The sequence below is a fragment of the Streptomyces mangrovi genome (genome assembly GCF_900114215.1).
Classification (GTDB): Bacteria; Actinomycetota; Actinomycetes; order Streptomycetales; family Streptomycetaceae; genus Streptomyces; species Streptomyces barkulensis.
The window spans coordinates 25,122-50,970 of record NZ_FOSG01000026.1; the positions used below are offsets into that span (position 1 = coordinate 25,122).

The 25,849-nt window shown below is 75.7% G+C and carries 26 protein-coding genes; 8 read left to right on the forward strand and 18 right to left on the reverse strand.

The annotated features are described in order from the left end of the window. The 6 genes from BM237_RS25655 to BM237_RS25680 form a co-directional block, all read right to left on the reverse strand. On the reverse strand, positions 1 to 591 hold the full coding sequence (locus tag BM237_RS25655; RefSeq protein ID WP_107415259.1) for a hypothetical protein: 591 nt from the start codon (positions 589 to 591) through the stop codon (positions 1 to 3). 95 nt (positions 592 to 686) lie between these two features. Beyond that, positions 687 to 1,484: a type III pantothenate kinase gene (locus BM237_RS25660; protein ID WP_093852116.1), complete on the reverse strand. Its 798-nt coding sequence runs from the start codon at positions 1,482 to 1,484 to the stop codon at positions 687 to 689. Then, entirely contained in the window at positions 1,484 to 2,548 is a 1,065-nt protein-coding gene (nadC, locus tag BM237_RS25665) for a carboxylating nicotinate-nucleotide diphosphorylase (protein ID WP_093852117.1), read from the reverse strand. The genes BM237_RS25660 and nadC overlap by 1 nt, the downstream gene beginning before the upstream one ends. 178 nt (positions 2,549 to 2,726) lie before the next feature. Next, entirely contained in the window at positions 2,727 to 4,442 is a 1,716-nt protein-coding gene (locus BM237_RS25670; RefSeq protein ID WP_093852118.1) for an L-aspartate oxidase, read from the reverse strand. 5 nt (positions 4,443 to 4,447) lie between these two features. Continuing rightward, positions 4,448 to 5,365, reverse strand: a complete 918-nt coding sequence (gene panC, locus BM237_RS25675; RefSeq protein ID WP_093852119.1) for a pantoate--beta-alanine ligase — start codon at positions 5,363 to 5,365, stop codon at positions 4,448 to 4,450. 32 nt (positions 5,366 to 5,397) lie between these two features. Beyond that, positions 5,398 to 6,309 carry a DUF2520 domain-containing protein gene (locus BM237_RS25680; RefSeq protein ID WP_093852120.1) on the reverse strand — a complete coding sequence of 304 codons (912 nt, stop codon included), beginning with the start codon at positions 6,307 to 6,309 and terminating at the stop codon, positions 5,398 to 5,400. 215 nt (positions 6,310 to 6,524) lie between these two features. On the opposite strand from BM237_RS25680, the gene BM237_RS25685 reads away from it, so the two are divergent. Continuing rightward, positions 6,525 to 7,733, forward strand: coding sequence for a threonine aldolase family protein (locus BM237_RS25685; RefSeq protein ID WP_093852121.1), 1,209 nt, complete (start codon positions 6,525 to 6,527; stop codon positions 7,731 to 7,733). A 23-nt stretch (positions 7,734 to 7,756) separates the two neighbouring features. On the opposite strand, the gene BM237_RS25690 is transcribed toward BM237_RS25685, so the two are convergent. The 4 genes from BM237_RS25690 to BM237_RS25705 all read right to left on the reverse strand — a co-directional run bounded on the left by BM237_RS25690 (position 7,757) and on the right by BM237_RS25705 (position 12,011). Continuing rightward, positions 7,757 to 8,443, reverse strand: coding sequence for a response regulator (locus BM237_RS25690; RefSeq protein WP_093852159.1), 687 nt, complete (start codon positions 8,441 to 8,443; stop codon positions 7,757 to 7,759). Positions 8,444 to 8,538: 95 nt separating this feature from the next. After that, positions 8,539 to 9,765, reverse strand: a complete 1,227-nt coding sequence (locus BM237_RS25695; RefSeq protein WP_093852122.1) for a sensor histidine kinase — start codon at positions 9,763 to 9,765, stop codon at positions 8,539 to 8,541. Between the two features lie 36 nt (positions 9,766 to 9,801). Continuing rightward, complete coding sequence (locus BM237_RS25700) at positions 9,802 to 10,908, reverse strand: SAM-dependent methyltransferase (protein ID WP_245794047.1); 1,107 nt, start codon at positions 10,906 to 10,908, stop codon at positions 9,802 to 9,804. 8 nt (positions 10,909 to 10,916) lie between these two features. Next, positions 10,917 to 12,011: an NADH-quinone oxidoreductase subunit D gene (locus tag BM237_RS25705; protein ID WP_245794050.1), complete on the reverse strand. Its 1,095-nt coding sequence runs from the start codon at positions 12,009 to 12,011 to the stop codon at positions 10,917 to 10,919. 226 nt (positions 12,012 to 12,237) lie between these two features. On the opposite strand from BM237_RS25705, the gene BM237_RS25710 reads away from it, so the two are divergent. Together BM237_RS25710 and BM237_RS25715 are read left to right on the forward strand one after the other, a co-directional pair. Continuing rightward, entirely contained in the window at positions 12,238 to 12,801 is a 564-nt protein-coding gene (locus BM237_RS25710; RefSeq protein ID WP_093852125.1) for a PH domain-containing protein, read from the forward strand. Between the two features lie 25 nt (positions 12,802 to 12,826). Continuing rightward, positions 12,827 to 14,143 (forward strand): PH domain-containing protein, encoded by a 1,317-nt coding sequence (locus BM237_RS25715; RefSeq protein WP_093852126.1) that lies wholly within the window; start codon positions 12,827 to 12,829, stop codon positions 14,141 to 14,143. 33 nt (positions 14,144 to 14,176) lie between these two features. Here BM237_RS25715 and BM237_RS25720 read toward each other — a convergent pair whose 3' ends face one another. Then, positions 14,177 to 15,370 carry a hypothetical protein gene (locus BM237_RS25720; RefSeq protein ID WP_139238179.1) on the reverse strand — a complete coding sequence of 398 codons (1,194 nt, stop codon included), beginning with the start codon at positions 15,368 to 15,370 and terminating at the stop codon, positions 14,177 to 14,179. Between the two features lie 230 nt (positions 15,371 to 15,600). Here BM237_RS25720 and egtA point away from each other — a divergent pair, with 230 nt between their 5' ends. From egtA to BM237_RS25745, 5 genes are read left to right on the forward strand one after another with little or no spacing between them, the layout of a single operon-like run. Next, positions 15,601 to 16,896, forward strand: a complete 1,296-nt coding sequence (egtA, locus tag BM237_RS25725) for an ergothioneine biosynthesis glutamate--cysteine ligase EgtA (protein WP_093852128.1) — start codon at positions 15,601 to 15,603, stop codon at positions 16,894 to 16,896. Beyond that, positions 16,893 to 18,368 carry an ergothioneine biosynthesis protein EgtB gene (egtB, locus tag BM237_RS25730; RefSeq protein WP_175541130.1) on the forward strand — a complete coding sequence of 492 codons (1,476 nt, stop codon included), beginning with the start codon at positions 16,893 to 16,895 and terminating at the stop codon, positions 18,366 to 18,368. Before egtA ends, egtB begins: the two co-directional genes overlap by 4 nt. After that, entirely contained in the window at positions 18,369 to 19,187 is an 819-nt protein-coding gene (gene egtC, locus BM237_RS25735) for an ergothioneine biosynthesis protein EgtC (RefSeq protein ID WP_093852129.1), read from the forward strand. It abuts the gene before it with no gap. After that, positions 19,184 to 20,158, forward strand: coding sequence for an L-histidine N(alpha)-methyltransferase (egtD, locus tag BM237_RS25740; protein ID WP_093852130.1), 975 nt, complete (start codon positions 19,184 to 19,186; stop codon positions 20,156 to 20,158). Before egtC ends, egtD begins: the two co-directional genes overlap by 4 nt. A gap of 55 nt (positions 20,159 to 20,213) precedes the next feature. After that, a complete protein-coding gene (locus BM237_RS25745; RefSeq protein ID WP_093852131.1) occupies positions 20,214 to 20,681 on the forward strand; it encodes a hypothetical protein in 468 nt (155 codons plus the stop codon). 20 nt (positions 20,682 to 20,701) lie between these two features. On the opposite strand, the gene BM237_RS25750 is transcribed toward BM237_RS25745, so the two are convergent. The 7 genes from BM237_RS25750 to folE all read right to left on the reverse strand — a co-directional run bounded on the left by BM237_RS25750 (position 20,702) and on the right by folE (position 25,820). Next, positions 20,702 to 21,946, reverse strand: a complete 1,245-nt coding sequence (locus BM237_RS25750) for an amidase family protein (RefSeq protein WP_093852132.1) — start codon at positions 21,944 to 21,946, stop codon at positions 20,702 to 20,704. Positions 21,947 to 21,989: 43 nt separating this feature from the next. After that, complete coding sequence (locus BM237_RS25755; protein ID WP_093852133.1) at positions 21,990 to 22,481, reverse strand: DUF3180 domain-containing protein; 492 nt, start codon at positions 22,479 to 22,481, stop codon at positions 21,990 to 21,992. Positions 22,482 to 22,653: 172 nt separating this feature from the next. Continuing rightward, on the reverse strand, positions 22,654 to 23,250 hold the full coding sequence (folK, locus tag BM237_RS25760) for a 2-amino-4-hydroxy-6-hydroxymethyldihydropteridine diphosphokinase (protein ID WP_093852134.1): 597 nt from the start codon (positions 23,248 to 23,250) through the stop codon (positions 22,654 to 22,656). Next, on the reverse strand, positions 23,247 to 23,606 hold the full coding sequence (gene folB / locus BM237_RS25765) for a dihydroneopterin aldolase (protein ID WP_093852135.1): 360 nt from the start codon (positions 23,604 to 23,606) through the stop codon (positions 23,247 to 23,249). The genes folK and folB overlap by 4 nt, the downstream gene beginning before the upstream one ends. Positions 23,607 to 23,750: 144 nt before the next feature. Continuing rightward, the gene (locus BM237_RS25770) at positions 23,751 to 24,245 is read right to left on the reverse strand and encodes a nuclear transport factor 2 family protein (RefSeq protein WP_093852136.1); all 495 of its coding nucleotides are present in this window, start codon (positions 24,243 to 24,245) and stop codon (positions 23,751 to 23,753) included. Further along, on the reverse strand, positions 24,242 to 25,108 hold the full coding sequence (folP, locus tag BM237_RS25775; RefSeq protein ID WP_093852137.1) for a dihydropteroate synthase: 867 nt from the start codon (positions 25,106 to 25,108) through the stop codon (positions 24,242 to 24,244). Before folP ends, BM237_RS25770 begins: the two co-directional genes overlap by 4 nt. Positions 25,109 to 25,214: 106 nt before the next feature. After that, on the reverse strand, positions 25,215 to 25,820 hold the full coding sequence (gene folE, locus BM237_RS25780; protein WP_093852138.1) for a GTP cyclohydrolase I FolE: 606 nt from the start codon (positions 25,818 to 25,820) through the stop codon (positions 25,215 to 25,217). Between the last annotated feature and the right edge of the window lie 29 nt (positions 25,821 to 25,849).

Below are 25,849 nucleotides of genomic sequence, written 5' to 3' on the forward strand. Positions count from 1 at the left end.
TCAGGCCGGGAGGGCCTGACGGCACGCCCCTGACGGACTACCGGGCGGGAAGACCTCGGCCGGGGTGGGGACCGGGCGCGGTACGGCCGCCGGGCGGCCGCGGCCCGGGGGCTCCGGCGTCCGGGACGTCCGGAAGGGTTCCGCGGGCGCCGCCGGCCGTTCGCAGCGCCGCAGCAGCACGGCGCGGCGTCGGGTCTCCGCCTCGCCGGTCCCGTGGGCGCACAGTTCGCGCAACGCCCTCAGATCCTCCGCGCGCGGCGCACAGCCCAGCGCGAGGGCCTCCTCCAGCCGCGCGAGGTACCCCGGGGCCGAGCCCGGCAGTGCGGCGCGGTAGCGGTCGAGGTCCGCCGGCAGGAAGGCCCTCAGCCGGTCCGCCTCACGGCTCGCCTCGTCCAGCGCGTCGGCCAGCCACAGACACGCGCGCACCACCTCGGCGCACTCCCCCGCCACCCCTTCCGGGCCCCGCCCGCCGGCGTGCGCGGACGGCCGGGCGGGGGCGGGACGGAGGACGAGAGCGAGTGCGCTGCGCAGAACGCGCAGCTCGTCCGGACCGAGGACCATGGCGCCTCGGGAACCATAGGGCGTGGGCATACGGCGACATTACGACAGGAACCAACGAAACAGACATATCGCCGCCCTGCTGTGTCCCGTCCCGCACCCGGTCCTGTGCTCAGCCGCTCAGCCGCTCAGCCCCGCGCCATGTTCCGCTCGTAGACCAGGCGCAGCCCGATCAGCGTCAGCCACGGCTCGTGCTCGTCGATCCCCGTGGACTCGCCCAGCACCATCGGGGCCAGGCCGCCGGTGGCGATGACGGTCACGTCCTCCGGGTCGTCGGCCAGTTCGCGGGCCATCCGCTCCACCACACCGTCCACCTGTCCGGCGAAGCCGTAGAGGATGCCGGACTGCATCGCCTCGACGGTGTTCTTGCCGATGACGCTGCGCGGCCTGGCCAGCTCGATCTTGCGCAGCTGCGCACCGCGCACGCCGAGTGCCTCGACCGAGATCTCGATGCCCGGCGCGATGGCGCCACCGGTGTACTCGCCCCGGGCGGAGACCGCGTCGAAGGTGGTGGCGGTGCCGAAGTCCACGACGACGCACGGTCCGCCGTACAGCTCCACCGCGGCCACCGCGTTGATGATCCGGTCCGCGCCGACCTCCTTGGGGTTGTCCGTGACGACCGGCATACCGGTCTTGACACCCGGCTCGACGAGGACGGAGGGGATGTCGCCGTAGTGGCGGCGCGTCACCTCGCGCAGTTCGTGCAGGACGGAGGGGACGGTGGAGCAGATGGCGATGCCGTCGATGCCGTCGCCCAGGTCCTCGCCGAGCAGCGGGTGCATGCCCATCAGTCCCTGGAGGAGCACGGCCCACTCGTCGGCGGTGCGGCGGGCCTCGGTGGAGATCCGCCAGTGCTCGACGATCTCGTCGCCGTCGAACAGGCCGAGGACGGTGTGGGTGTTGCCGACGTCGATCGTGAGCAGCATCAGTCGCTCTCCTGTCCGCCCGCGCCGCCGCGGGCCTCGTCACGCAGGTCAAGGCCGATGTCGAGGATCGGGGAGGAGTGGGTGAGCGCTCCGACCGCCAGGTAGTCCACACCGGTGTCCGCGTACGCGCGGGCGTTCGCCAGGGTGAGGCGGCCGGAGGACTCCAGCTTCGCCCGGCCGGCGACCAGCGCGACCGCCTCGGCCGTCTGCCCCGGGGTGAAGTTGTCCAGCAGGATCAGATCGGCGCCCTCGGCGAGGACGGGCTCGATCTGGTCCAGCCGGTCCACCTCCACCTCGATCGGCACACCGGGGAACTCCTCGCGCACCCGCTTGAACGCCTCGGCCACCCCGCCCGCGGCGATCACGTGGTTGTCCTTGATCAGCGCGGCGTCCGACAGCGACATCCGGTGGTTGACCCCGCCGCCGCAGCGCACCGCGTACTTCTCCAGGGCGCGCAGCCCGGGAGTGGTCTTGCGGGTGTCGCGGACCGCCGCGCCGGTGCCCCGGAGCACGTCGGCCCAGGCGCGGGTGGCGGTGGCGACACCGGACAGCCGGCACAGGATGTTGAGCGCGCTGCGCTCACCGGTGAGCAGATCGCGGGTGCGGGCGCGCACCGACAGCAGCCGCTGTCCCGCCTCGACGCGGTCACCGTCCTCGACGTGCCGCTCGACCTCGAACTCCTCGGTGCAGACCACCGACAGCACCGCCTCGGCGATCCGCAGACCGGCGACGGTGCCCGCCTCCCGGGCGGTGAAGTCGGCGGTGGCGACGGCGTCCTCGGGGATGGTCGCGACGGTGGTGACGTCCACACCCTGGTCGAGGTCCTCCTCGATCGCCATGTGCGCGATGTCCTCGACCTGCACCGGGTCCAGGCCGGCGTCCACGAGCAGCGCGGCCAGGTCCGGGTCCAGACCGCACTCCAGCGGGTCCAGGTCGAGTCCGTCGTCCGCACCGCCGCAGCCGCAGGCGTCGCCGCAGCCCCCGCCGGTGCCGTTCACCGCCTCGCCGGGGCGGCCGAAACCGATCTGGAGCAGCGGAAGTTCGTCGGGCGTGGGGCTGGTCACTGCATCTCCTCGTGAGCTTCTCCACCCACGCGGCACAGCGGCGCGGGCATCTTCCTCAACCGCGGCCCGGCGGCCGCGCGTGCGACACCCGGCATCCCCGCGTGAGCTTCTCCGCCCACGCGGCACAGCGGCGCGGGCATCTTCCTCAACCGCGGCCCGGCGGCCGCGCGTGCGACGCTCACTGTGCCCCCCTGCCCATGACCGGGGGAAACGCCGTCGAGTCGGTCGTGCGGACGATGAGCTCGGAGCCCTCCGCCGTGGGACGCAGGGCGACGACCAGGTGCCGGCGCCAGGTCGCGTCGTCCCGTCCGGGATGGTCCTCGCGCCAGTGGCAACCGCGGGTCTCGGTACGGCGCAGGGCGGCGGCGACCAGGACGCCGGCGACGAGGTGGAGGTTGGCCGCCTCCCAGGTCTCGACTCCGGGCTCGGCCGGTTTGCCGTCCCTGCCGCCGGCGCTGCCCCCGGCCTCGTCCGGGGCCAGGGCCGCCAGTTCCCGCGCGGCCCGCGCCAGGCTCTCCGCGGAGCGCAGCACCCCGGCCCCGGCGGTCATGGTGCGCTGGATCGCGTACCGCGCCTCGGCCGGCGGCAGCGAAACGGTCCGCGTGCCCGCCGGATCGCCGGGTTCGGCGGGCACCGGGACGCGAGCGGGGGTGCGGGCGATGTCGGCGGCGATCCGCTCGGCGAAGACCAGGCCCTCCAGCAGAGAGTTGGAGGCCAGCCGGTTGGCGCCGTGCACGCCCGTGCAGGCGACCTCGCCGCAGGCGTACAGACCGGGCACGGTGGTACGGCCCGCCAGGTCGGTGCGCACCCCGCCGGAGGCGTAGTGCGCGGCGGGCGCGACCGGGACCGGCTCGGTGACCGGGTCGATGCCGTGGGCGCGGCAGGCGGCGAGGATGGTGGGGAACCGCTCGCTCCACATCCGTGCGCCGAAGTGCCGGGCGTCCAGGTACATGCGGTCGGCACCCTGCTCGCGCATCCGCCGCATGATGCCCTTGGCGACGATGTCGCGCGGGGCCAGCTCGGCCAGTTCGTGCTGCCCGGCCATGAAGCGCTCGCCGCCGGCGTCGACGAGGTGCGCGCCCTCGCCGCGCACGGCCTCCGACACCAGCGGCTGCTGACCCTCGCTGCCCGGGCCCAGGTAGAGCACGGTCGGGTGGAACTGGACGAACTCCAGGTCGGAGACCTCCGCGCCGGCCCGCAGCGCCAGCGCGACACCGTCACCGGTGGAGACCGGCGGATTGGTGGTCGCGGAGAACACCTGGCCCATTCCGCCGGTGGCCAGCACCACCACCGGGGCGTGGACGGCGCCCACCCCGTCGTGCCGCCCCTCGCCCATCACGTGCAGGGAGACGCCCGCGGCGTGCCCGCCGGCGTCCTTGAGCAGGTCCAGGACGAGGGCGTTCTCCACCGTCTCTATCCCGGCGTCGCGTACGGCCGCCACCAGGGCGCGGGATATCTCCGCGCCGGTCGCGTCGCCGCCCGCGTGGGCGATGCGGCGGCGGTGGTGGCCGCCCTCGCGGGTCAGGGCGATCTCGCCGGTCTCGGCGGAGGTGTCGAACCGCGCCCCGGCGCCGATCAGCCGCCGTACCGCGTCCGGTCCCTCGGTGACCAGGGCGCGCACCGCCTCCTCGTCGCACAGGCCCGCGCCGGCGACCAGGGTGTCGTCCAGGTGCTGGCCGGGGGTGTCGCCCTTGCCGAGCGCGGCGGCGATCCCGCCCTGCGCCCAGCGTGTGGAGCCGGCGTCCAGCCGGGCCTTGGTGACGATCACCGTCTTCCGGCCGGAGGCCGCGCAGCGCAGTGCGGCGGTCAGGCCGGCCACTCCGGAGCCGACCACCACCACGTCCGCCGCGATGGCCCAGCCGGAGCGCGGCGCGTCGAGCCGCAGGCCTGTCATCCCGTTCACCGAACCCCCCCGGGGCGTCCGAGGCGCAGCCGGACGTTGTCGATCAGTCGTGTGGTGCCCACCCGTGCCGCCACCGCGAGCACGGCCTCGCCCTCGTACGCGCCGGGCTCCGCCGGGACCTCCGTGAAGTGGGCCGGGTCCACCAGCGCCAGGTAGTCCAGCTCCAGCGGCGGCCGTGCCCGCCCGGCCCGCGCCAGTACGGCCTCGGCGGCCCGGCGCACCTCGCGCGGGCCCGCCCCGCCCGCGGCCACCGCGTCGCGTCCGGCGAACAGGGCGCGCGAGAGGGCCAGGGCGGTGGTGCGCTCGGCGTCGGACAGGTAGCGGTTGCGGCTGGAGAGGGCCAGGCCGTCGGGTTCGCGCACGGTGGGCACGCCCTCGATCTCCACGGGGAAGTTCAGGTCGCGGACCATCCGGGTGATCAGGGCGAGCTGCTGGGCGTCCTTCTCCCCGTAGAGCGCCAGGTCGGGGGCGGTGAGGTGGAGCAGTTTGGCGACGACGGTGAGCATCCCGTCGAAGTGGCCGGGCCGGCTGGCGCCCTCCAGGCGCTCGCCCATCGGGCCCGCGCCGATCCTCACCTCCGGCTCCCCGCCGGGGTAGACCTGCTCCGCGGGCGGCGCGAAGACGGCGTCGGCGCCCGCGCCCGCGGCCACCACGACGTCCGCGTCCAGGGTGCGCGGGTAGCGGTCCAGGTCCTCGCCCGCGCCGAACTGCAGCGGGTTGACGAAGACGGTGACCACCACCTGGCCCTCGGGCCCGGCCTTCTCGCGGGCGGCCCGGACCAGGGCCGCGTGGCCCTCGTGCAGGGCGCCCATCGTCATCACCACCGCCCGCCGCCCCCGGCGCGGCAGGGCGCGCAGTTCGGCGGCGGTGTGCAGGACGGGCACGGGTGTGGGTTCGGCTGCGGGCGCGGGCACGGCTGGGCTCCTGTGGTCGGCGGTCGGTCCGTTCACCGGGCGTCCCCGTCGGAGAGGACTTCCAGCAGGTCCTCGGCCAGCTCCGGCCTGAGCAGTCCGCCGGCCAGGGCCCGGTCGGCGGTGGTGCGGGCCATCGCGAGATAGCCCGCCACCGCCTGCGGGGCGTGGCGGCGCAGCTCGGTGATGTGGGCGGCGACCGTGCCGGCGTCGCCCCGGGCGACCGGGCCGGTCAGCGCGGCGTCGCCGGAGCGCAGGGCGTTGTCCAGGGCCGCGCCGAGCAGCGGGCCCAGCATCCGGTCGGGTGCGCCGACCCCGGCGGTGCGCAGCAGCTCCATGGCCTGGGCGACCAGCGTGACCAGGTGGTTGGCGCCGAGGGCCAGGGCCGCGTGGTAGAGCGGGCGGGCCTCCTCGGCGATCCACTCGGGCTCCCCTCCCATCTCGATGACCAGCGCCTCGGCGGCCAGTCGCAGCTCCTCGGGCGCGGTGACGCCGAAGGAGCAGCCCGCCAGCCGCTGTACGTCCACGGGCGTGCCGGTGAACGTCATCACCGGGTGCAGTGCCAGCGGCAGGGCCCCGGCCCGGGTGGCGGGGCCGAGGACGGCGGTGCCGTAGCGGCCCGAGGCGTGCGCCAGGAGCTGGCCGGGGCGTACGGCGCCGGTCTCGGCCAGGCCCGCGGTCAGGCCGGGCAGGACGTCGTCGGGGACGGTGAGCAGGACGAGGTCGGCGCGGGCCAGGACCTCGGCGGGCTCCACCAGCGGCACCCCCGGCAGCAGGGCCTCGGCCCGTCGGCGGGAGGCGTCGGAGACGCCGGAGGCGGCCACCGGGCGGTGCCCGGCCAGGGCGAGGGCCGCGGCCAGGGCGGGACCGACGCGGCCCGCGCCGACGACGCCGACGGTCAGGCGCGCGGGACGGTCCCCGGCGGCGCCGGAGGGAGGTTGGTTCACGTGGTTTCGGCCTTCCGTTCCAGTCCGCAGGACCCGGTACCGGACGATTACCGCCATGCTACGCGGACTCTCCGGCTCCCCGTTCCGCCCGCCCGCAGGGCGGGACGGGCGGCACGCGGAACCCGGTTCGGAATCCGGCACGCGGAACCCGGTTCGGAATCCGGTGCGCGGAAAAGCACCGGCGCGGGCCGGGCCGGTACGGGAACATCGGGCACATGACAGCTGACAGGGGAGCCGGAGAAGCAGGGGAAGCACGCGGGGGCGCCGAGGTCGCCGAGAACGCCGCGGCCGAGCGGGCTCGCAGGCTCGCGGCGTGGACCGCGGCGCGGCGGAAGCTGTCCGACGGCCCGGTGGACGGGACGATCGCCGGCCGGCTGGCCCGGCTCGCACAGGAGGGCGCCGAGGTCCACGGCCTGGACGGCAGCCCCGACATCTACGGCGACGGGATCGTCACCCGCCTGGAGGAGCGCACCGCCGCCGCGCTGGGCCGCGAGGCCGCCGCGTTCTTCCCCACCGGCACCATGGCCCAGCAGGTCGCCCTGCGCTGCTGGGCGGGCCGTACCGGCGACCCGGTCGTCGCCCTGCACCCGATGGCGCACCCCGAGCGCCACGAGCGGGGCGCGCTGGGGCGGCTGAGCGGGCTGAGCACCGTGCACCCCACCACCGAGCCGCGCCTGCCCACCGCCGGGGAGGTGCGGGAGCTGGAGGAGCCCTTCGGCACGCTGATGCTCGAACTGCCGCTGCGCGAAGCCGGTTTCGTACTGCCCACCTGGGACGAGCTGGTGGCGGTGGTGGAGGCCGCGCGGGAGCGGGACGCGGTGGTGCACTTCGACGGCGCGCGACTGTGGGAGTGCGCCGCGCACTTCGGACGCACGCTTCCTGAGATCGCCGCCCTGGCCGACAGCGTCTACGTCTCCTTCTACAAGTCCCTCGGCGGCCTCTCGGGCGCCGCCCTGGCCGGTCCCGCGGACTTCGTGGCACAGGCGCGCGCCTGGCGGCACCGCTACGGCGGGCAGGTCTTCCAGCAGTGGCCCGCCGCACTGTCCGCCCTGGTGGGGCTGGAGCGGGAGCTGCCCCGGCTGCCCGGGTACGTCGCCCACGCCAAAACGGTCGCGGCGGCGCTGCGGGAGGGGCTGACGGAGGCCGGGGTGCCGTGGTTCCGGATCCATCCGGCCGAGCCGCACACCCACCAGTTCCAGGTGTGGCTGCCGTACGGCGCCGACGGGCTGACGGAGGCGGGAGTGCGGCAGGCGGAGGAGGAGGGGACGGTGCTGTTCCGCGTCTGGGAGGCGCCGGGTACGCCCGGTCCGCCGGGGACGGCCGTGGCCGAGGTGACGGTGGGCGCTCCGGGGCTGCGCTGGGGGCCGCAGGAGGTGCGCGACGCGCTGTACGGCTTCCTCGCCCGCGTCCCGGAGCGGGGGTGATCCCCGAGAAAGAATCCGGCCGCTCAGGCGCCCTTGCCGCCCGCCCGCACCAGCCCCGTCTCGTACGCCAGCACCACCGCCTGCACCCGGTCGCGCAGCTCCAGCTTGGTGAGGATGCGGCCCACATGCGTCTTGACGGTGGCCTCCGAGAGCACCAGGCGCCGGGCGATCTCGCCGTTCGACAGCCCCTGGGCGACCAGCAGCAGCACCTCGTGCTCGCGGTCCGTCAGCCGCTCCAGCTCCTTGGGTACGGGCCCGCCGGAGGCGGCGGGCAGCAGGGACGCGAAGCGGTCGAGCAGGCGGCGGGTGGTGGAGGGCGCGACCACCGCGTCGCCGCTGTGGACGGCGCGGATCGCGGCCAGCAGCTCGCCGGGCGGCACGTCCTTGAGCAGGAAGCCGCCGGCCCCGGCCCGCAGCGCGGAGAAGGCGTACTCGTCGAGGTCGAAGGTGGTCAGGATCAGCACCCGGGGGCTGCCGGGGCCGCCCTCGCCCCCCTCGCAGATGCGGCGGGTGGCCTCGACCCCGTCCAGGCGGGGCATCCGCACGTCCATCAGCACCACGTCCACGGCCGTGGCGCGGAGCTTGGCCAGCGCCTCGGCGCCGTCCCCGGCCTCGGCGACGACCTCCATGTCGGGCTGGGCGTCCAGCACCATGCGGAAGCCGGTGCGCAGCAGCGCCTGGTCGTCGACGAGCATCACACGGACGGTCATGGTCTCCCCTGAGGTGGTGTCGTGGGGCGGTACGGCGGCGGACGGCCCGGTGGTGAACGGTACGGCGGCGGGCGGCGCGCTCCGCGCGGGGCCGTTCACACGGTGCTCTTCAGCGGCAGCACCGCGCTGATCCGGAAGCCGCCGCCGGGCCGCGGCCCGGCGTCCAGGCTGCCGCCGACCATGCCGACGCGCTCGCGCATGCCGATCAGCCCCTGGCCGAGCCCGTCCAGCCCGCCGACCTCGTACAGCTCGCGCTGCGCGCCGCGGCCGTCGTCCTCGGCCAGCAGGGTCAGATCGTCGGCGCCGTAGGTCAGCCGCACCGTCGCGCCGACGTCGGGGCCGCCGTGCTTGCGGGTGTTGGTCAGCGCCTCCTGCACGATGCGGTACGCGGTCAGCTCGACGCTGCTGGGCAGCGGGCGGGGGGTGCCCTCGATGCGGAAGTCCACGGTCAGGCCCGCGCCGCGCACCTGCTCGACGAGGTCGGCGAGCTGCTCGACGCCGGGCTGGGGCACGTACTCGCCGCCCTCGGAGTGCTCGCCGGTGCGCAGCACTCCCAGCAGTCTGCGCATCTCCGACAGCGCCTGGCGCCCGGTGCCGGAGATGGTCGCCAGCGCCTGCCGGGCCTGCTCGGGCGCGGTGTCCATGACGTAGGCGGCGCCGTCGGCCTGGACGACCATCACCGAGACGTTGTGCGCGACCACGTCGTGCAGCTCGCGCGCGATCCGGGCCCGCTCGGCGGCGACGGCGACCTTGGCCTGCGCCTCGCGCTCGCGCTCCAGCCGGGCGGCCCGCTCCTCCAGCTGCGCGTAGTAGGCGCGCCGGGTGCGCAGCGAGTCGCCCAGCACCCAGGCCAGCAGGAAGGTGGCGGTGAGGAAGACCGTGCCCAGCACCGCGCCGGCCGTGCCCTGGCCCTCGTTGGGCCAGCGCAGGGTGTGGACGGTGGGCGCGGTCAGGGCGCCGGCGAGGGCCAGGCGGGAGGCCCATCGGACGTTGCGGGAGGCGTTGGTGAAGACGATCACCAGCAGGGCGAAGTTGGCCGGCACCGGGAACGCGCCCGTCACCACCTCCGCCAGCCCGGCCCCGGCGGCCAGCAGCAGCATCTTCTCCGGCGCCCGGCGCCGCAGGGCCACCACGGTGCACAGGGCCAGGGCGATCGGGACGGAGGCGGCCTGCTGCACGTCCCCCTGCCCCAGCGACTCGGCCGACGCCGGATGCGTCATGACCCCGACGAGCCACCCGGCCGACATCACCAGCAGGACGGCGGCCCACGCCCCGTCGACGAGGGTGGGGTGCCTGCGTAGGAACTCGTAGAGCCGGTGCACATAACCCAGCGTAGGCAGCCCCGGTACGCGCCGGGGTCAACCGGACGGCCGATCCCCCGCCTCCCCGTGTACTCCCCAGGGTGGAGGCAGCGGGATCCCGCGGGGCTGGAGCAGCCAGGTGAAGGCGCCCAGGCCCGCCGGGTCGGTCAGCTCGGCGGCCTCGCCCGCACGGCCCAGCAGCCGTACGTAGGCGGCGGGGTCGCTCGACGCCAGGGCGAGCGGCGGCCGCGCGCCGCTCACGCCCAGGGCGCGCAGCGCCTCGCGCTGGGAGAGCGGCAGACCCGGACCGGTCCCTCCGGCGCCGGCGTGCTCGGCCGCCGCCGCGCACGCGTCGAGGGCGGCATGGGCGGTCAGGTCGCACCGGCCGTCGGGGACGGGCCGGACCTCGCGGCCGTCCCGGTAGCCGGTGAGGGTGCCCAGCGGGGGGCGGGCGGCGCGGGTGTGGGCGTAGTCGACGGCGACGGCCAGTCCGCGCTCCAGGCAGGACACCGCCCGCGCCCAGGCCGCGTCGCGGGAGCGGCCGATCTCCGCGCGCGCCCCCGGCTCGGGCGGCAGCGGCCACCAGCGGGCCAGCCACCGGGCGTCCTCGCCGCTCACCGGCTCGCCCGGGTGCTCGGTGCCGTCGGCGTCCACCAGGACGTACCGGGGGACGCCGTCCCCGCCGGTCTCGGCGACGTCCAGGGGCACGTCGTCCAGCCACTCGTTGGCGAACAGCAGCCCGACCGCGCCGCGCGGCGGGTCGGCGGACCAGGCGACGGCCGGGTCGAGCCCGTCCGGCCGGGGGGCGCGTTCAACGGCGTGGGGGCGCACCCGGGCCGCGAGATCGCCGGGGAGCGCGGGCAGCGCGGCCAGCACGCCGGTCAGCAGCTCGCCGCGACCGGCGCCGTAGTCGATCAGCGCCAGTTCACCGGGGCGCCCCAGCACCTCGTCCACGCGCCGCAGCAGTTCGGCCACCGCGCCCGCGAACAGCGGCGAGGCGTGCACGGAGGTGCGGAAGTGGGCGGCGGGGGCGTGGCGTACGAAGAAGCCCTCCGGGCCGTAGAGCGCCTCCTCGGCGGCCTCCCGCCAGCGCCGCGGGCCCCCCGGTACCTTCGCCGTTCCTCCCGCCGACCCCGTCGCTCGCCGGTCCACTCGTCGGTTCACTTGTCGGTTCACTTGTCGATGTCGCCGACGACGAAGAACATCGACCCCAGGATCGCCACCATGTCGGACACCAGCGTGCCCGGCAGCAGCTCGGAGAGCACCTGGACGTTGTTGTACGAGGCCGAGCGGAGCTTGAGCCGGTACGGGGTCTTCTCCCCCTTGGAGACCAGGTAGTAGCCGTTGATGCCGAGCGGGTTCTCCGTCCAGGCGTAGGTGGCGCCCTCCGGGGCCTTGAGCACCTTGGGCAGCCGCTGGTTGACCGGGCCGGGCGGCAGGTCCGCGAGGCGGTCCAGGCAGGCGTCGGCGAGGTCGAGGGAGTTGCGGGTCTGCTCCAGCAGCACCTCGAAGCGGGCCAGGCAGTCACCCTCGGTGCGGGTGACGACCCGCAGCACCTCCGCCAGCTCCCCGTACGCCAGATAGGGCTCGTCGCGGCGCAGGTCGAAGTCCACCCCGGAGGCGCGGGCGATGGGGCCGCTCACCCCGTACGCGTGGACGGTTCCGGGGTCGAGCACGCCCACGCCGCGGGTGCGGCCGCGGAAGATCTCGTTGCCCAGGACGAGCCGGTCGTAGGTGCCCAGTTTGGCGCGGACGGCGGCCACCGCCTGCCGGGTGCGGCCGGGCCAGCCCGCCGGGAGGTCCTCCTTGAGGCCGCCGACCCGGTTGAACATGTAGTGGATGCGCCCGCCGGAGACCTCCTCCATGACGCGCTGCAGGTCCTCGCGCTCGGTGAAGGCGTGGAACATGGGCGTGATGGCGCCCAGCTCCAGCGGATAGGAGCCGATGAACATCAGGTGGTTGAGGACTCGGTTCAGCTCCGCCAGCAGGGTGCGCGCCCACACGGCCCGCTCGGGGACCTCCATGCCCAGCATCCGCTCGACGGCCATGACGACGCCGAGTTCGTTGGAGAAGGCCGACAGCCAGTCGTGGCGGTTGGCCAGGACGATGATCTGCCGGTAGTCGCGCGCCTCGAACAGCTTCTCCGCGCCGCGGTGCATGTAGCCGACCACCGGATCGGCCGAGCCGATCCGCTCGCCGTCCAGCACGAGCCTCAGCCGCAGCACGCCGTGGGTGGAGGGATGCTGGGGGCCGATGTTGAGCACCATGTCGGTGCTCTCCGCCGCACCGCCGACGCCGACGGTGGTCACGGCCGCCGTGTTCCCGGCGGGAGCGGGGCGCTCGGCGGGCACGGCGGACTCGGCGGGCACGGCGTTGGTCCCGGGATCGCTCATGCTCCTCAGTCTGGCAGCTCCGCCGGGAGGGGCGCCGCCCTCTCCCCTCTCCTCCCCGCGGTGGATACGCACTGTCACCACCGCCGCCTACCCTTGCCGTATGAGTCAGCTGACAGGGGGGCCGCCGTCCGACAGGGAGCCCCGGCAGACCGGGGAAGCCGGGCAGACCGGTCGGGCCGGTCGGGCCGGAGGGCCGGAGGACGCCGAGCGGTGGCGCGGCGTCGAACGCGGGCTGCTGCGGATGCGCAGGACGCTGCTGACGGCCGTGTCCGTGCCGCTCGCCGTGGTGCTGGGCCCGGTCCTGTGGCTGACCGCCGGTCCGTGGTGGGCCGTCCTCGCCGCGGCGCCGGCGGCGTCGGCGCTGTGGGGATGGCGGGCCATCGCCCGCAACTGGGCCTCCTGGCGGTATTCCGAGCGCGACGACGACCTGCTGATCGAACGCGGGGTGGTGTGGCGCGGGCTGACCGTCGTGCCCTACGGCCGGATGCAGCTGGTGGAGGTCACCTCGGGGCCGCTGGAGCGGCACTTCGGACTGGCCCGGGTGCAGTTGCACACCGCCGCGGCGACGACCGACGCGCACATACCCGGACTCGCCCCCGAGGAGGCCGAGCGGCTGCGCGAACGGCTCACCGAGCTGGGCGAGGCCCGTTCGGCGGGGCTGTGACGGGCCCGGCCGCGAGGGGGCTGTGATGGCACTGCTCCAGCGCCCGGAGGGCAGGCGGCTGCACCCGGTCACCCCGTGGCGGCGGGCGTGGGCGCCGCTGGCCGCGCTGTTCGCCTTCGCCGCGCAGGACCCGGAGCGGGCCCGGCAGGGCGTGGAGTCGCTGACGGCCGGCCGGCTGCTGGCGGTCCTGGCCCTGCTGCTGCCCGCGGCGGCCGCGTACGGCTTCCTGTCCTGGTGGATGACGAGCTACACCGTCACCGAGACCGAGCTGCGCATCCGCACCGGTCTGCTGTTCCGGCGCGTGGCCCACATCCGCCTGGACCGTCTCCAGGCGATCGACGTGGGGCGCCCCCTGCTGGCCCGCGTCGTGGGCGTGGCCAAGCTCAAACTGGACGTGGTCGGCACGGACAAGAAGGACGAGCTGGCGTTCCTGGGCGAGCGGGACGCCGTCGCGCTCCGCGCCGAGCTGCTGGCGCGGGCCGCGGGGATGGCGCCCGAGGCGGCCGCGGAGGTCGGCGAGGCGCCCTCCCGGGAGCTGGTGCGGGTCGGCACGCGGATGCTGGTGGTCTCACTGCTGCTGCTCGGCAGCGTCTGGGGCACGCTGGCCGCGGCGGTGGCCGTGCCCGCGCTGATCTGGTGGACGAGCGGCAGCCTCTGGCCCGCCCTGGCGGTGGCGGTGCCGCTGCTCAGCGGTGTGGGGCGCAGCGGTGTGGGCCGCTTCCTCACCGAGTTCGACTGGGTCGTCGCCGAGTCGCCGGACGGGATGCGGCTGGACCACGGGCTGCTGGACCGCGCCCATGCCACCGTCCCGCCCGGCCGCGTCCAGGCCGTCCGGATCGTCGAGCCGTGGCTGTGGCGGCGGCGGGGCTGGGTCCGGGTGGAGCTGGACGTGGCCGCCGGGGGGAACGAGGGCGGCCTGCTGCTTCCGGTCGCCACCCGTGAGACGGCCCGGGGCGTACTGGAGCGGGTGCTTCCCGGCGTCGACCCGGACGAGGCGGCGGCGTCCCTGGTCCCGGTGCCGCGCCGGGCCCGCTGGGTCGTACCGCTGTGGTGGCGGGGATACGGCCACGGGGTGACCCATACGGTGTTCGCCTCCCGCAAGGGGCTGCTGTGCCGCACGCTGTCGCTGGTCCCGCACGCGAAGGTGCAGAGCGTGCGTCTCACCCAGGGCCCCTGGGAGCGGGCCTTCGGTCTGGCGGACGTCCACGTCGACCACGGTGCGAACGGCACGGTGGCGGCCAGGCTGCGGGCGGTGGAGGAGGCCCGTGCGGCGGTGGCCGCCCAGGCGGGGCGCTCCCGCACCGGGCGCCACCGGGCGCGTCCGGAGCGCTGGCTCACATAGCCGCGCCGGGCGGGCGGGGGCGGACCGGGCGAATCAGGCGGACCGGGTGCGGCGCAGGCCCCTGACCGGACCCGCCGGCCGCGGCGTGCCGGCCGCGCTCTCACCGCCCGCGCTCTCACCGTCCGCGGGAGCGGAACCCCCGTCCGCGCTCTCGTCACCGCCGGGCTCGCCCAGATCGATGACCTTGCCCGCGACGGCGGGCGAGGGGGTGCGGGCCGGGGCCTCGGGTGCGGCGCCGGAAGCGGGGGCGTCACCGGAGGCGTCGGCGCGGGCCGAGTCGTCCTCCTGGTCGGAGGACGGCCCGGCCGCGGGGCCCTGTGGCCCCGGCGCCCTGCGCCGCTTCCGGGCGCCATGGGTGCCGAAGAAGTCGAATCCGCCGCGCTTGGGGGCGCCGCTTCCGCGGCTCCCGGAGCCCTGGCCCCCGGAGCCCTGCCCGTACGGCTCCCCCGGCCCCGCCGTACCGCCGCGCCGCGGCGTCCGCGGCGGCGGCTGCGGCGGCCGGGCCTGCTGGGCCTGCTGGGCCTGCTGGGAAGTACCCGGCTCCGGGGCCGGTACGGTCTCGGCCCCGCCCCGCCCGGCCCCACCCCGCTTCTCCCCTTCCGCGCGCTCCTCGTGCTCCTCGCGCTCCCGCTGCCGGGCGGCGTTGAGCCGCAGCCGCCTGAGCGCCTCGTCCGCCTGGAGGTAGGTGAGCGGTGTGGGCGCGCCCGACGCCCTGCGGTGGTCGGCGGCCCCGGTGGTGAGCGCCTTCGCGGGCCCGGCGGCCTCCAGGGCGAGCTGCCGCCGCCCCTCCAGGGCGCTGGCCCGCTCGGTCTCGGCGGTGGCGTACCGGCGCAGCAGCGCGGCGTGCTCGGTGCGCAGCCTCTCCAGTTCGGCGCGCTTGCTCCGGAGCGTGTCCTCCGCCTTCCGGCGTATCTCCAGGGACTCCTCCAGCTCGGTCTCCAGCTCGGCCTGGCGTTCCTCGGCCCGCCACTCGGCCGTGGCCTTGGCCGCCCTGACCTCGCCGACCCGCCGGCCGGCCTCCCGGTCCCACCGCCGCAGCAGCACGGCCCCGGTGACGGCCGCCGCGGCGGCCGCGGCGGCCGGAAGACGCAGTGCCACCATCTCGGGGTCGCCCGCGTCCCCGATCAGCCAGGGGACCGCCGCGCTGACGAGCGCGACGGCCGCCACGGCAAACGGCGCGAGCATCCGGTGCAGGGGCGGCGCGTGGCGGTGGCGTCCTCGTGGCATGGCCTGGAATTTACCCTGTGCGCCGCCTCCCGATAGGTCTCCGTCCGTATTCGTTGTGTGTTCGCAGTCCAACCGGATGCCGTGGCTTACCGGACCGCGCTCGCGGGTAGCGGGCGAACAGCGGGCCGACGGCCACGGCCGTCCGCCCGTTCTTGCAGGGCGGACGGCCCGGACGGCACCGGCAGGGGAATTGCGCGCGGTACCGGCCGCATCTGAGGAGGCAAGGCCCCATGGCGTACGGAGCACCGGACGGAAGCGGCGGGAGCGGGCAGCTGACCGAGGACGCCGCCGAGGCGCGGGTCGCGAAGAGATGCTTCAGGACCGGCCCTCCCCGCCGCGTCGGCGTGGAGCTGGAGTGGCTGGTACACGACCGGGACGACCCGCGACGCGCCCTGTCGGCCGAGCGCCTCACCGGGGCCGTGGCCCGGCTGGAGGCGCCCGGCGGCCTGCCGGGCGGGAGTTCGCTGACCCGCGAGCCGGGCGGGCAGCTCGAACTCAGCTCCGCCCCGGCCGGCTCCCTGGGCGGGTGCCTGGCGTCCGTGGCGACCGATCTGGACGTCCTGCGGCAGGCCGTGGGGACGTCCGGGCTGCGGCTCGTCGGCCGCGGCGTGGACGACGTCCGCCCGCTCGGCCGGGTGCTGGACCACCCCAGGTACCGGGCGATGGAGTCCTTCTTCGCCCGGTCGGGTCCGTGGGGCCGGGTGATGATGTGCGCGACCGCGTCGGTCCAGGTGTCCCTGGACTCCGGCGACGGCACCGGGGGAACCTCGGGTTTCCGGCTCCGCTGGGAACTGGCCCACCGCCTCGGCCCGGTGCTGGTGGCGGCCTTCGCCAACTCCCCGTTCTGGCGGGGCCGCCCCTCGGGCTGGCGCTCGACCAGGCAGGCGGTCTGGGCACGCCTCGACCCGGGCCGCACCCGCACACCACGCGGCGGCGACCCCCGTACGGCCTGGGCCCGTTACGCGCTGGACGCGGAGCTGATGTGCCTGCGCCGCACCGGTGCCGACTGGGCGGCGCCGCCGGGGCTGAGCTTCCGCGCCTGGCTGCGCGATCCGCGCGGGGAGCGGCCCCCCACCGCCGAGGATCTGGACTACCACCTCAGCACGCTGTTCCCGCCCGTCCGGCCGCGCGGCTGGCTGGAGCTGCGGATGATCGACGCCCAGGCCGGTGACGGCTGGATCGTACCGACCGCGGTCGCCGCCGCCCTGCTGGACGACCCCCTCGCCGCCGACGCCGCGCTCGCGGCCACCGAGTCCCTCGCCCCGCCCGGGGAGCTGCCCGCCACGGCCGTGTGGCTGCGCGCGGCCCGGCTCGGCCCCGCCGCCCCGGAGCTGGGCAAGGCCGTACGGGCCTGTTTCGCCGCCGCCGAGGCCGCCCTGGCCCGGGCCCGCGTGCCCGCCGGGGTGCGCGACGCCGTGGCCCGCTTCGCCGAGCGCTACGCGGACCGCGGCCGCTGCCCCGCCGACGACCTGCTGGACACCGTCCGCCGGAGCACGGCAACCGCACACCGGAAGGAGACGCAGTGAAACACGACCACGGCGACCACGGCGACCACGGCGGTGCCACGGCGACCGTCGCCCCCGCCCGGGCGGCTTCCCCGCCCGGGGCCGGTGTGCGGGCCCGGGCGCTGGAGGCGCTCGGGGCCGCGCGGCGCAGGACGCTGGCCCTGACCGACTGCCTCGACGACGAGGAGCTGATGGCCCAGCACTCGCCGCTGATGTCCCCGCTGGTCTGGGATCTGACCCATGTGGGCAACCAGGAGGAGATCTGGCTGCTGCGCGCGGCCGGCGGCCGGGAGCCGCTGCGCGCGGACCTCGACCCGCTCTACGACGCCTTCCGCAACCCCCGCGCCGACCGCCCGGCGCTGCCCCTGCTGCGTCCGCCGGAGGCCCGGCACTACATCGCCGAGGTGCGCGAGCGGGTGCTGGGGATACTGGCCGAATCCCCGCTGGAGGGCTCGCCCCTGCTGGAGAACGCCTTCGTCTTCGGCATGACCGCCCAGCACGAGCAGCAGCACTGCGAGACGATGCTGGCCACCCACCAGCTGCGCCGGGGCCCCGCGGTGCTCGACGCCCCCGCGCCGCCCGCGGCGCCCGCGGGTGCGGCGGACCTGCCGCGCGAGGTGCTGGTGCCCGGCGGCCCGTTCACCATGGGCACCTCCGCCGATCCCTGGGCGCTGGACAACGAGCGGCCCGGTCACACCGTGGACGTGCCCGCCTTCCATCTGGACACCGTCCCGGTCACCTGCGGCGCGTACCAGGAGTTCATCGACGACGGCGGATACGACGACCCTCGCTGGTGGACTCCACAGGGCTGGGCGTACCGGCGGGAGGCGGGGCTGTCCGCACCGCTGTTCTGGGAACTCCGCGACGGTGTCTGGCTGCGCCGTCGCTTCGGCCGCACCGAGCCGGTGCCGCCCGACGAGCCCGTGATGCACGTGTGCTGGTACGAGGCGGACGCCTACGCCCGCTGGGCGGGTCGCCGGCTGCCCACCGAGGCGGAGTGGGAGAAGGCCGCCCGCCACGATCCGGCCACCGGCCGTTCGCTGCGCCACCCCTGGGGGGACGCCGAGCCGGCCCCGGAACTGGCCAACCTCGGCCAGCGGCATCTGCGGCCCGCTCCGGCCGGCGCGTATCCCTCGGGGGCCGCGCCGTGCGGGGCGCGGCAGCTGCTCGGCGACGTGTGGGAGTGGACCTCCTCCGACTTCGCCGGCTACCCCGGCTTCGCCGCCTTCCCCTACCGGGAGTACTCCGAGGTGTTCTTTCCCGGCGGCGAGCACGGCGGACAGGGCGGGCGCGGCGGGCAGGGCGGGCGCGGCGGGCAGGGCGGGCGCGGCGGGCACGCCGAGTACAAGGTGCTGCGCGGCGGCTCCTTCGCCGCGCACCCGGTCGCCTGCCGCGGCACCTTCCGCAACTGGGACTTCCCCGTCCGGCGGCAGATCTTCTGCGGTTTCCGCACCGCCCGGGACGCCGCCCCCTCGGGGAAAGGAGGCCGGTAGATGTGCCGCCACCTGGCCTATCTGGGGCCCCCGCTGAGTCTGCGCGAGCTGCTGATCGACCCGCCCGGGGGTCTGTACACCCAGTCCTGGGCCCCTCGCAGACAGCGGTACGGCACCGTCAACGCCGACGGGTTCGGCATCGGCTGGTATCCGCAGGACGGGACGCCGCCCGCGCGCTACCGGCGCGCGGTGCCGGTGTGGGCCGACGGCAACCTGCCCGATCTGGCCCGCACCGTGCGCAGCGGCGCGGTGCTGGCGGCGGTCCGCTCGGCCACGCCGGGCACCACCCAGGACGAGTCGGCCGCGGCGCCGTACCGGGAGGGGCGGTGGCTGTTCAGCCACAACGGCGCCGTCCCCGACTGGACCCGCGCACTGACCGAGCTCGTGGGGGAGCTGACGGCCGAGGACCTGCTGGCGGTGGAGTCCCGCTGCGACTCCGCGCTGCTGTGGCTCCTGGTCCGCCACCGCCTGCGGGCCGGGCGGCCCGCCGGGCCGGCGCTGGCCGACGTCGCCGCGCGGACCGCGTGGGCGTGCCCGGAGGCGCGGGCGAACCTGCTCCTCACCGACGGCCGGAGCGTCATCGCGACCCGCTGCGGCGACTCCCTGTGGTACCGCACGGCGCCCGGCGCCGTGCTCGTCGCATCCGAGCCCTTCGAGCCGTCCGGGCCCTTCGAGCCGTCCGGCGGGGACGGCTGGCGGGAGGTTCCCGAGCACTCCCTGCTGCGGGCCACGGCGGAGAGCGTCGAGATCACCCCGCTGCCCGCCGCACCCGCCCCCCGCCCCGCCCCTCCCCTGTCCGAGAGGATGCCCACCGCATGACGTCCCGGTTCACCCTCGACCGCCGGCTCCCCGAGCACCACCTCGCCGACTCGCTGCGCGCCGATGTCCTCGCCGGACTGACCGCTCCGCCCAGGACGCTGCCGCCCAAGTGGTTCTACGACGCCCGCGGCAGCAAGCTGTTCGACGAGATCACCCGGCTGCCCGAGTACTACCCGACCCGGGCCGAACGGGAGATCCTGCGACTGCGTGCGGCCGACGTCGCGGAGCTCACCGGCGCCCGCACCCTGGTGGAACTCGGCTCGGGGTCCTCGGACAAGACCCGCCTGCTCATCGACGCGCTCCTGCGCCGCGGGACCCTGGAGAGCTACGCGCCCGTCGACGTCAGCGAGTCCGCCCTGTCCGCGGCGGGCGAGGCGCTGTGCCACGAGTATCCCGGGCTGCGCATCGCGGCCACCGTCGCCGACTTCGGCGACCGTCTGCGTCTGTCGGCCGGTCCCGGCCCGCGGCTGGTCGCCTTCCTGGGCGGCACTCTGGGCAACCTCGACACCGCGGAGCGCACCGTCTTCCACGAGCGGCTGCGCTCCTGCCTCGGTGCGGGGGACGCCCTGCTGCTCGGTGCGGACCTGGTCAAGGACGAGGACGTCCTGGTGCGCGCCTACAACGACGCGCAGGGGATCACCGCGGAGTTCAACAAGAACGTGCTGCGGGTACTCAACCGCGAGCTGGGCGCCGACTTCGACCCCGGTTCCTTCGACCACCTGGCCGTGTGGAACCGCGGGGAGGAGCGCATCGAGATGCGGCTGCGGTCCCGGACCGAGCACACCGTGACTCTGCCCGCGCTCGATGTGAAGATCCCCCTCGCGCGCGGGGAGGAGGTGCGCACGGAGATCTCGGTGAAGTTCCGCCGCGCCGGACTGACCGACGAGCTGCGCCGGCACGGCTTCGCGGTGACCCGCTGGTGGACCGACGCCCGGGAGCGTTTCGCCCTGCTGCTGGCCGTACCCCGCTGACATGCCGGCGGACCGGGAGGGGTACCCGGGGCGTCCCGACCGGAAGGAGACAGCGATGCGTCCACTGACCCAGGGACTGGTGGCCGGGTCCGTCGGCACGGCCGCTCTCAACATCACGACCTACGGGGACATGCTGCTGCGGGCACGGCCGGCCAGCTCCGTGCCCTCCGATGTCGTCGACCGGCTCGCCGAGCGCACCGGTGTCGGGCTGGGCGAGGACGAGGAGGCGTCGAACCGCAAGGAAGCGGCCGGGGCTCTGCTGGGCTTCGTCACCGGCCTCGGCGTCACCGCGGCCTACGCGCTGGTGAGCGGACGACGGCGAACGCCGCCCGTGCCGGTGACCGCGCCGCTGCTCGGAGCCGCCGCCATGGCCGGCAGTGATGTGTCCGCCACCGCGCTCGGCGTCACCGATCCCCGTTCCTGGAGCCGCTCCGCATGGCTGTCGGACATCGTGCCGCACCTGGTGTACGGCCTCGCCGCCGGCGCGACGCTCCGGGCGCTGCGAGGGCGCGCCCCCCGGTGACCAAGCCGCCCGCGGACGAGTCAGCCCGCTCCGCCGGGCGCCCGTGTCAGCAGGCCCGCGCCCTCGGCCGCCCGCACCACCGAGGCGAGCAGCGCCTCCCCTCCCCTGGCGGCCACGATCTGGAGCCCGGCCGGGCAACCGTCGCCGGTGAGACCCGCCGGGACGCTGACCGCCGGATGGCCGCTGAGGTTGAAGGCCCAGGTCAGTGCCGTGCTGTACCGGTCGCCCGGCCCGTCGTGGCCGTGGGGCCGGTTGGGGGTGGCCGGGGTCAGCAGCAGCCGGCCGCCGGCGAGGAGCGCGTCGAGGCGCGCGTCGTTCTCCGCCCGTGTCCGCTGCGCCGCCGCCCGGTCCCCGTCCGGGGCGCGCAGGGCGAGCCACGCCGGTCCGGGGTCCAGCAGTACGGCACCCCCTTCCGGCCCTTCCGGGGGCTCCAGGCGTACGACGCCCGCCGCGGCCAGCCCGTCCACCGCCGCCCTCGTCACCCGGACGACATCCGGGTCGCTCCGCGCGAACCCCAGATCCGGCGACCACACCGCGGCCACCGGTGCCCCGGCCCCCTCTCCGGTGTCCTTCCCGGCACTCTCTCCGGTGCTCTCTCCGGTGCCCCGGACGGGTATGCCGGGCACGCACTCCAGCCAGGCCGTGAGGTCCGCCGCGCACCGGACCAGGACACCGGGCGCGGCCAGGCCCGAACGGTCCGCCACGGGCAGCAGCCCGTTGGTCGTCTTCAGCCCGAGCACCCCGCACCACGCCGCCGGGATACGCACCGAGCCGGCGCCGTCGGCCCCGGTGGCCATCGGCACCATCCCGGCCGCGACCGCCGCCGCCGAACCCGCGGACGAGCCTCCCGGCGACCGGTCCCGGCGCCAGGGGTTGACGGTGGGGCCGCCGGCTCCCAGGCCCCAGGTCCGCCACGGCGTGCCGGGCCCGGGGACGGAGGTCGCCCCGACCGGTACGCATCCGGCCGCCAGCAGCCGCCGGACCGGACCGGCCGGCCTCCCGGCCGGTCCCGCCGCCCCCGTCTTCACCCCGATGGGCACCCCGGCCAGCGGCAGCCGGTCGCCCGCCGCGACCCCGCGGTCCACCTCGGCCGCCCGCGCCCGCGCCCCGTCCGCCCACACCTCCCGGAAGGCGCACAGCGACGGCTCCAGCCGGGCGATCCGGCCCAGTGCCGCCTCCACCACCTCGGCGGCGGACACCTCGCGCCGCGCCACCGCACCGGCGATCGCCACCGCGGGCAGCCCCGCGTACGTCTCCCCGTCCATCGCCGGTCCCGGATCCCAGGGTTCCCAGGGCCTCCCGGGTCCCTCAGGCCGCCGCGGCCGCCGGGGGCGGGGGCTCCTCGTCGTCCTCCGGGAGCCTGCACACCCGCTGCAGGAAGACGGCCGCCGCCACCACCGCCGCGCCCGCCAGCACCGACAGACCGGCGTAGATCGCCTGGTCCCGGCGGGCGGGCACGTCCATGGCGCCGAAGAGCAGATAGACGCCCGCGCCGCCGTACGCGCCCGCCGCCAGGGCGGCCACCAGCGCGCTGGCCTGCCCCAGGACAACGGCGCGGGCGGCCATCATCGGCTCCACGCCCTTCGCGCCGGGCCGCCGTTCGCGCTGGGCGCGCAGCCGGGCGCGGATCGACAGCGCGGTGGCGGTCAGGACCGTGGCGATCACCGCGAGCACGATCGGGGCCGCGACGGGCACGGCGGGCAGGGTGCCCAGCGCGTCCCACATCCGGGCCCCTGCCCAGGACAGCACCAGCGCGAGCGCGAAGATACCGGCCAGCGTTCTGATCCGTAGTTCCCTCACGGGACTCCCCACGTCACTCGGCGCCCCCCGGAGGGGCGCCGCCCAAACAGCACCGTCGAAACCGCGCCGCGGCCGTCGCGGCCACTGCGGCCGTTGGAGAACCTTGCCCGTACGGCACCGCCCACACTCCTGGACCCGGTGGACCCGGTGGACCCGGCCGCGGCGCAGCCGGTCACTCCGGCAGACTCAGCCCCAGATCCTCCCGGCGTGCCACGCCCTCCCTGCCCACGGCGCCCAGGAGGTCGGCCACCGGGCCGTGTCCGGGGACCTCGGCCTCGGGGTCCACATCGTGCCACGGCGCCAGGACGAAGGCGCGCTCGTGGCACCGGGGGTGCGGCAGGGTCAGTTCCGGGTCGTCGGAGACGACGTCCTGGTACGCCACGATGTCCACGTCGATCGTCCGCGGGCCCCAGTGCTCGTCGCGGGCCCGTGCGTAGGCCTCCTCGATGGCGTGGGCCCGCTCCAGCAGCGAACCGGGCGGCAGAGTGGTCCTGAGCAGGACGACGGCGTTGAGGTAGGAGGGCTGGCTGCCCGGCTCCACGCCCCACGGCTCGGTCTCGTACACCGGTGAGACGGCCTTGACCCGCACCCCCGGGGTCTCCTCCAGCGCGTCGATCGCTCCCTGGAGCGTCTCCATGCGGTTGCCCAGGTTGCTCCCGAGCGAGATGACGGCGCGCTTGGGGTTGTGCAGGGTCACGTCGGCGGCGTCCACCTGGTGCACCACCGAGGCGGGCACCGGCTGTACGGTCGGGTCGCTGTTCGGCGTCATACGCGGCTCCGCTTGATGGTGATGGTCACGTCGTCGAACGGGACGGTGACGGGGGCCTCGGGCTTGTGGACGGTGACCTCCACCTCGCGCACCGCGTCGTGCGCCAGGCACTGGTCGGCGATCCGCTGGGCGAGGGTCTCGATCAGGTCGACAGGCTCGCCCCCGACGATCGCGGCGACCTCCTCGGCGACGATGCCGTAGTGCACCGTCTTCGTGAGGTCGTCACCCGCGGCCGCGGAACGGGTGTCCAGGCCCATCGCCAGGTCCACCACGAAGGTCTGTCCCTGCTTCCGTTCCCGCTCGAACACCCCGTGATGCCCGCGGATCCTCAGTCCGCGCAGCGCGACACGGTCCACGCGCTCTCACTCCCGTCGGTCGTACGGATGCGGCGGCGGGCCGGTGGCCTCCATGCCCCGCACCCCGGTGTCCGGCGGGACCGGCACCGGCCTTCGCCGGTGCCGGTCCCGCCGGACACCGAAGCCACTCTCTCAGACCGGCGCTCAGAGCACGGTCCCGCCCTCGCCGTCGACGCCGTCGATCCCCTCGTCCCCACCGTCCTCGTCGTCCTCGTCCTCGACGAGGACCGGGGAGCCGTGGTGCGCCCACACCCGCCACCGGCCGTCCTCGGCCCTGCGGAAGACGTTGGTGGCGACCACCAGCCCGCCGACCAGGGGCCCGGCCGAGCCGTCCTCCTCCGCGGGGCCGCCACTGAGGATGTTCTCGGTGCAGGTGACCAGGGCGGTGTCGCCCGCCACGGAGACCTCGACGTCGGTCAGGAAGAACTGGATGTACTCGGTGTTGGCCATGATCAGCGCGTACGAGCGCAGCACCTCGTCGCGCCCGGTGAGCACCGGCCAGCCCGGGTGCACGACGCTGACCTCGTCGTGCAGCCAGTTCTCGGCCAGGGCGTCGATGTCGCCGCGCTCCACCGCGTCGTACAGCGCGGCGTTCGCCGCCTCCACGGCCTCGACGTCCGTACGGGCCTCTCCGCTCACCTGGCTCCCTCCAGGGCCCGGGCCACCCGGACCGCGTCCGCGCTCGCCCGCACCTCGTGCACCCGTACCGCCCAGGCGCCCTCGCGCGCCACGAGCGCCGAGACCGCGGCCGTGGCCGCGTCCCGTTCCCGGGCGGGCGGCACCTCGCCGCCGTCGCCCGCCAGCACCCGGCCCAGGAACCGCTTCCGGGAGGCCGCGACCAGCACCGGCCGCCCCAGTTCCCGGCGCAGCCGGGCGGTGGCGTCCACCAGGGCCAGGTCGTGGGCGGCCTGCTTGGCGAAGCCCAGCCCGGGATCGACGACGATCCGCTCCGGGGCGATCCCACCGTCCACCGCCTGTTCCAGAGCGGCGCGCAGCTCGCCGATCACCTCGGTGACGGTGTCGGTGTAGACGGCCCGGTCGTTCATGTCGATGCTCTGGCCGCGCCAGTGCATCACCACGTACGGCACCCCGGCGGCGGCGACCACCGGGACCATGCGCGGGTCCGCGCGCCCGCCGCTGACGTCGTTGACCAGCCGGGCACCTGCCTCCACCGCCTGCTCGGCGACGGACGCCCGCATGGTGTCCACGCTGATGACCACGCCCTCCCGGGCCAGTTCGCGGACCACCGGGACTACCCGGCGCAGCTCCTCGGCCTCGTCCACACGGGTCGCGCCGGGCCGGGTGGACTCGCCGCCCACGTCGACCAGGTCGGCGCCCTCGGCCACCAGGGCCAGACCGTGCTTGACCGCGGCCCCGGTGTCGAACCAGCGGCCTCCGTCGGAGAAGGAGTCCGGCGTGACGTTCACCACGCCCATGACCGCGCACCGGTCCCATGCCGGCAGCCCGGCCACTTCCCCGCGGGGGACGCGCAAGGTACTCATGCCGTCCAGCGTAGGCGTTCCACCGGCGCCTCCCCGCCACCGCCCCGTCGGGCGGACCGCGGCCGGCCGGAGGCCGACGGGCGGTCGGCGGGCGGCCGACCGGCGGTCAGCGGGCCATGATCAGGCTCATCGCCTCGGCGCGGGTGGCGGAGTCACGGAGCTGGCCGCGGACCGCCGAGGTGATGGTCTTGGCCCCGGGCTTGCGGACGCCGCGGACCGTCATGCACATGTGCTCGCACTCGATGACGACGATCACGCCGCGCGCCTCCAGGATCTCCATCAGGGAGTCGGCGACCTGTGTCGTCAGACGCTCCTGGACCTGGGGGCGGCGGGCGAAGACCTCCACCAGCCTGGCGAGCTTCGACAGGCCGGTGATCTTGCCGGAGTCGGCCGGGATGTAGCCGACGTGCGCCACTCCGTGGAAGGGCAGCAGGTGGTGCTCGCAGGAGGACAGCAGCTCGATGTCCTTGACCAGCACCATCTCGTCGTGACCGAGGTCGAAGGTGGTGGTCAGCACGTCCTCCGGCCGCTGCCGCAGACCCGCGAATATCTCCCGGTACGCCCGGGCCACCCGGGCCGGGGTCTCCCGCAGGCCCTCGCGGTCGGGGTCCTCGCCGACCGCGATGAGCAGCTCCCGTATGGCGTTCTCGGCACGCTTCTCGTCGAACTCTCCGACGGAGCCCTCGCCCTCCAGCGTCACCGGGTCGATCATGTGGTCCTCTTTCTCGATTGCGGCGGCGA

Bases quoted from the DNA above. Each gene is read 5' to 3' on its own strand.
- BM237_RS25655 (WP_107415259.1), bottom strand. From the start codon at position 591: ATGCCCACGCCCTATGGTTCCCGAGGCGCCATGGTCCTCGGTCCGGAC.
- BM237_RS25705 (WP_245794050.1), bottom strand. From the start codon at position 12,011: ATGGTGCTCAACATCGGCCCCCAGCATCCCTCCACCCACGGCGTGCTG.
- BM237_RS25660 (WP_093852116.1), bottom strand. From the start codon at position 1,484: ATGCTGCTCACGATCGACGTCGGCAACACCCACACCGTCCTCGGCCTG.
- egtD (WP_093852130.1), top strand. From the start codon at position 19,184: ATGACGTCCCGGTTCACCCTCGACCGCCGGCTCCCCGAGCACCACCTC.
- BM237_RS25670 (WP_093852118.1), bottom strand. From the start codon at position 4,442: ATGACAGGCCTGCGGCTCGACGCGCCGCGCTCCGGCTGGGCCATCGCG.
- folP (WP_093852137.1), bottom strand. From the start codon at position 25,108: ATGAGTACCTTGCGCGTCCCCCGCGGGGAAGTGGCCGGGCTGCCGGCA.
- BM237_RS25690 (WP_093852159.1), bottom strand. From the start codon at position 8,443: ATGACCGTCCGTGTGATGCTCGTCGACGACCAGGCGCTGCTGCGCACC.
- BM237_RS25710 (WP_093852125.1), top strand. From the start codon at position 12,238: ATGAGTCAGCTGACAGGGGGGCCGCCGTCCGACAGGGAGCCCCGGCAG.
- egtA (WP_093852128.1), top strand. From the start codon at position 15,601: ATGGCGTACGGAGCACCGGACGGAAGCGGCGGGAGCGGGCAGCTGACC.
- BM237_RS25750 (WP_093852132.1), bottom strand. From the start codon at position 21,946: ATGGACGGGGAGACGTACGCGGGGCTGCCCGCGGTGGCGATCGCCGGT.
- BM237_RS25720 (WP_139238179.1), bottom strand. From the start codon at position 15,370: ATGCCACGAGGACGCCACCGCCACGCGCCGCCCCTGCACCGGATGCTC.
- BM237_RS25745 (WP_093852131.1), top strand. From the start codon at position 20,214: ATGCGTCCACTGACCCAGGGACTGGTGGCCGGGTCCGTCGGCACGGCC.
- BM237_RS25715 (WP_093852126.1), top strand. From the start codon at position 12,827: ATGGCACTGCTCCAGCGCCCGGAGGGCAGGCGGCTGCACCCGGTCACC.
- egtC (WP_093852129.1), top strand. From the start codon at position 18,369: ATGTGCCGCCACCTGGCCTATCTGGGGCCCCCGCTGAGTCTGCGCGAG.
- folE (WP_093852138.1), bottom strand. From the start codon at position 25,820: ATGATCGACCCGGTGACGCTGGAGGGCGAGGGCTCCGTCGGAGAGTTC.
- BM237_RS25685 (WP_093852121.1), top strand. From the start codon at position 6,525: ATGACAGCTGACAGGGGAGCCGGAGAAGCAGGGGAAGCACGCGGGGGC.
- folK (WP_093852134.1), bottom strand. From the start codon at position 23,250: ATGACGCCGAACAGCGACCCGACCGTACAGCCGGTGCCCGCCTCGGTG.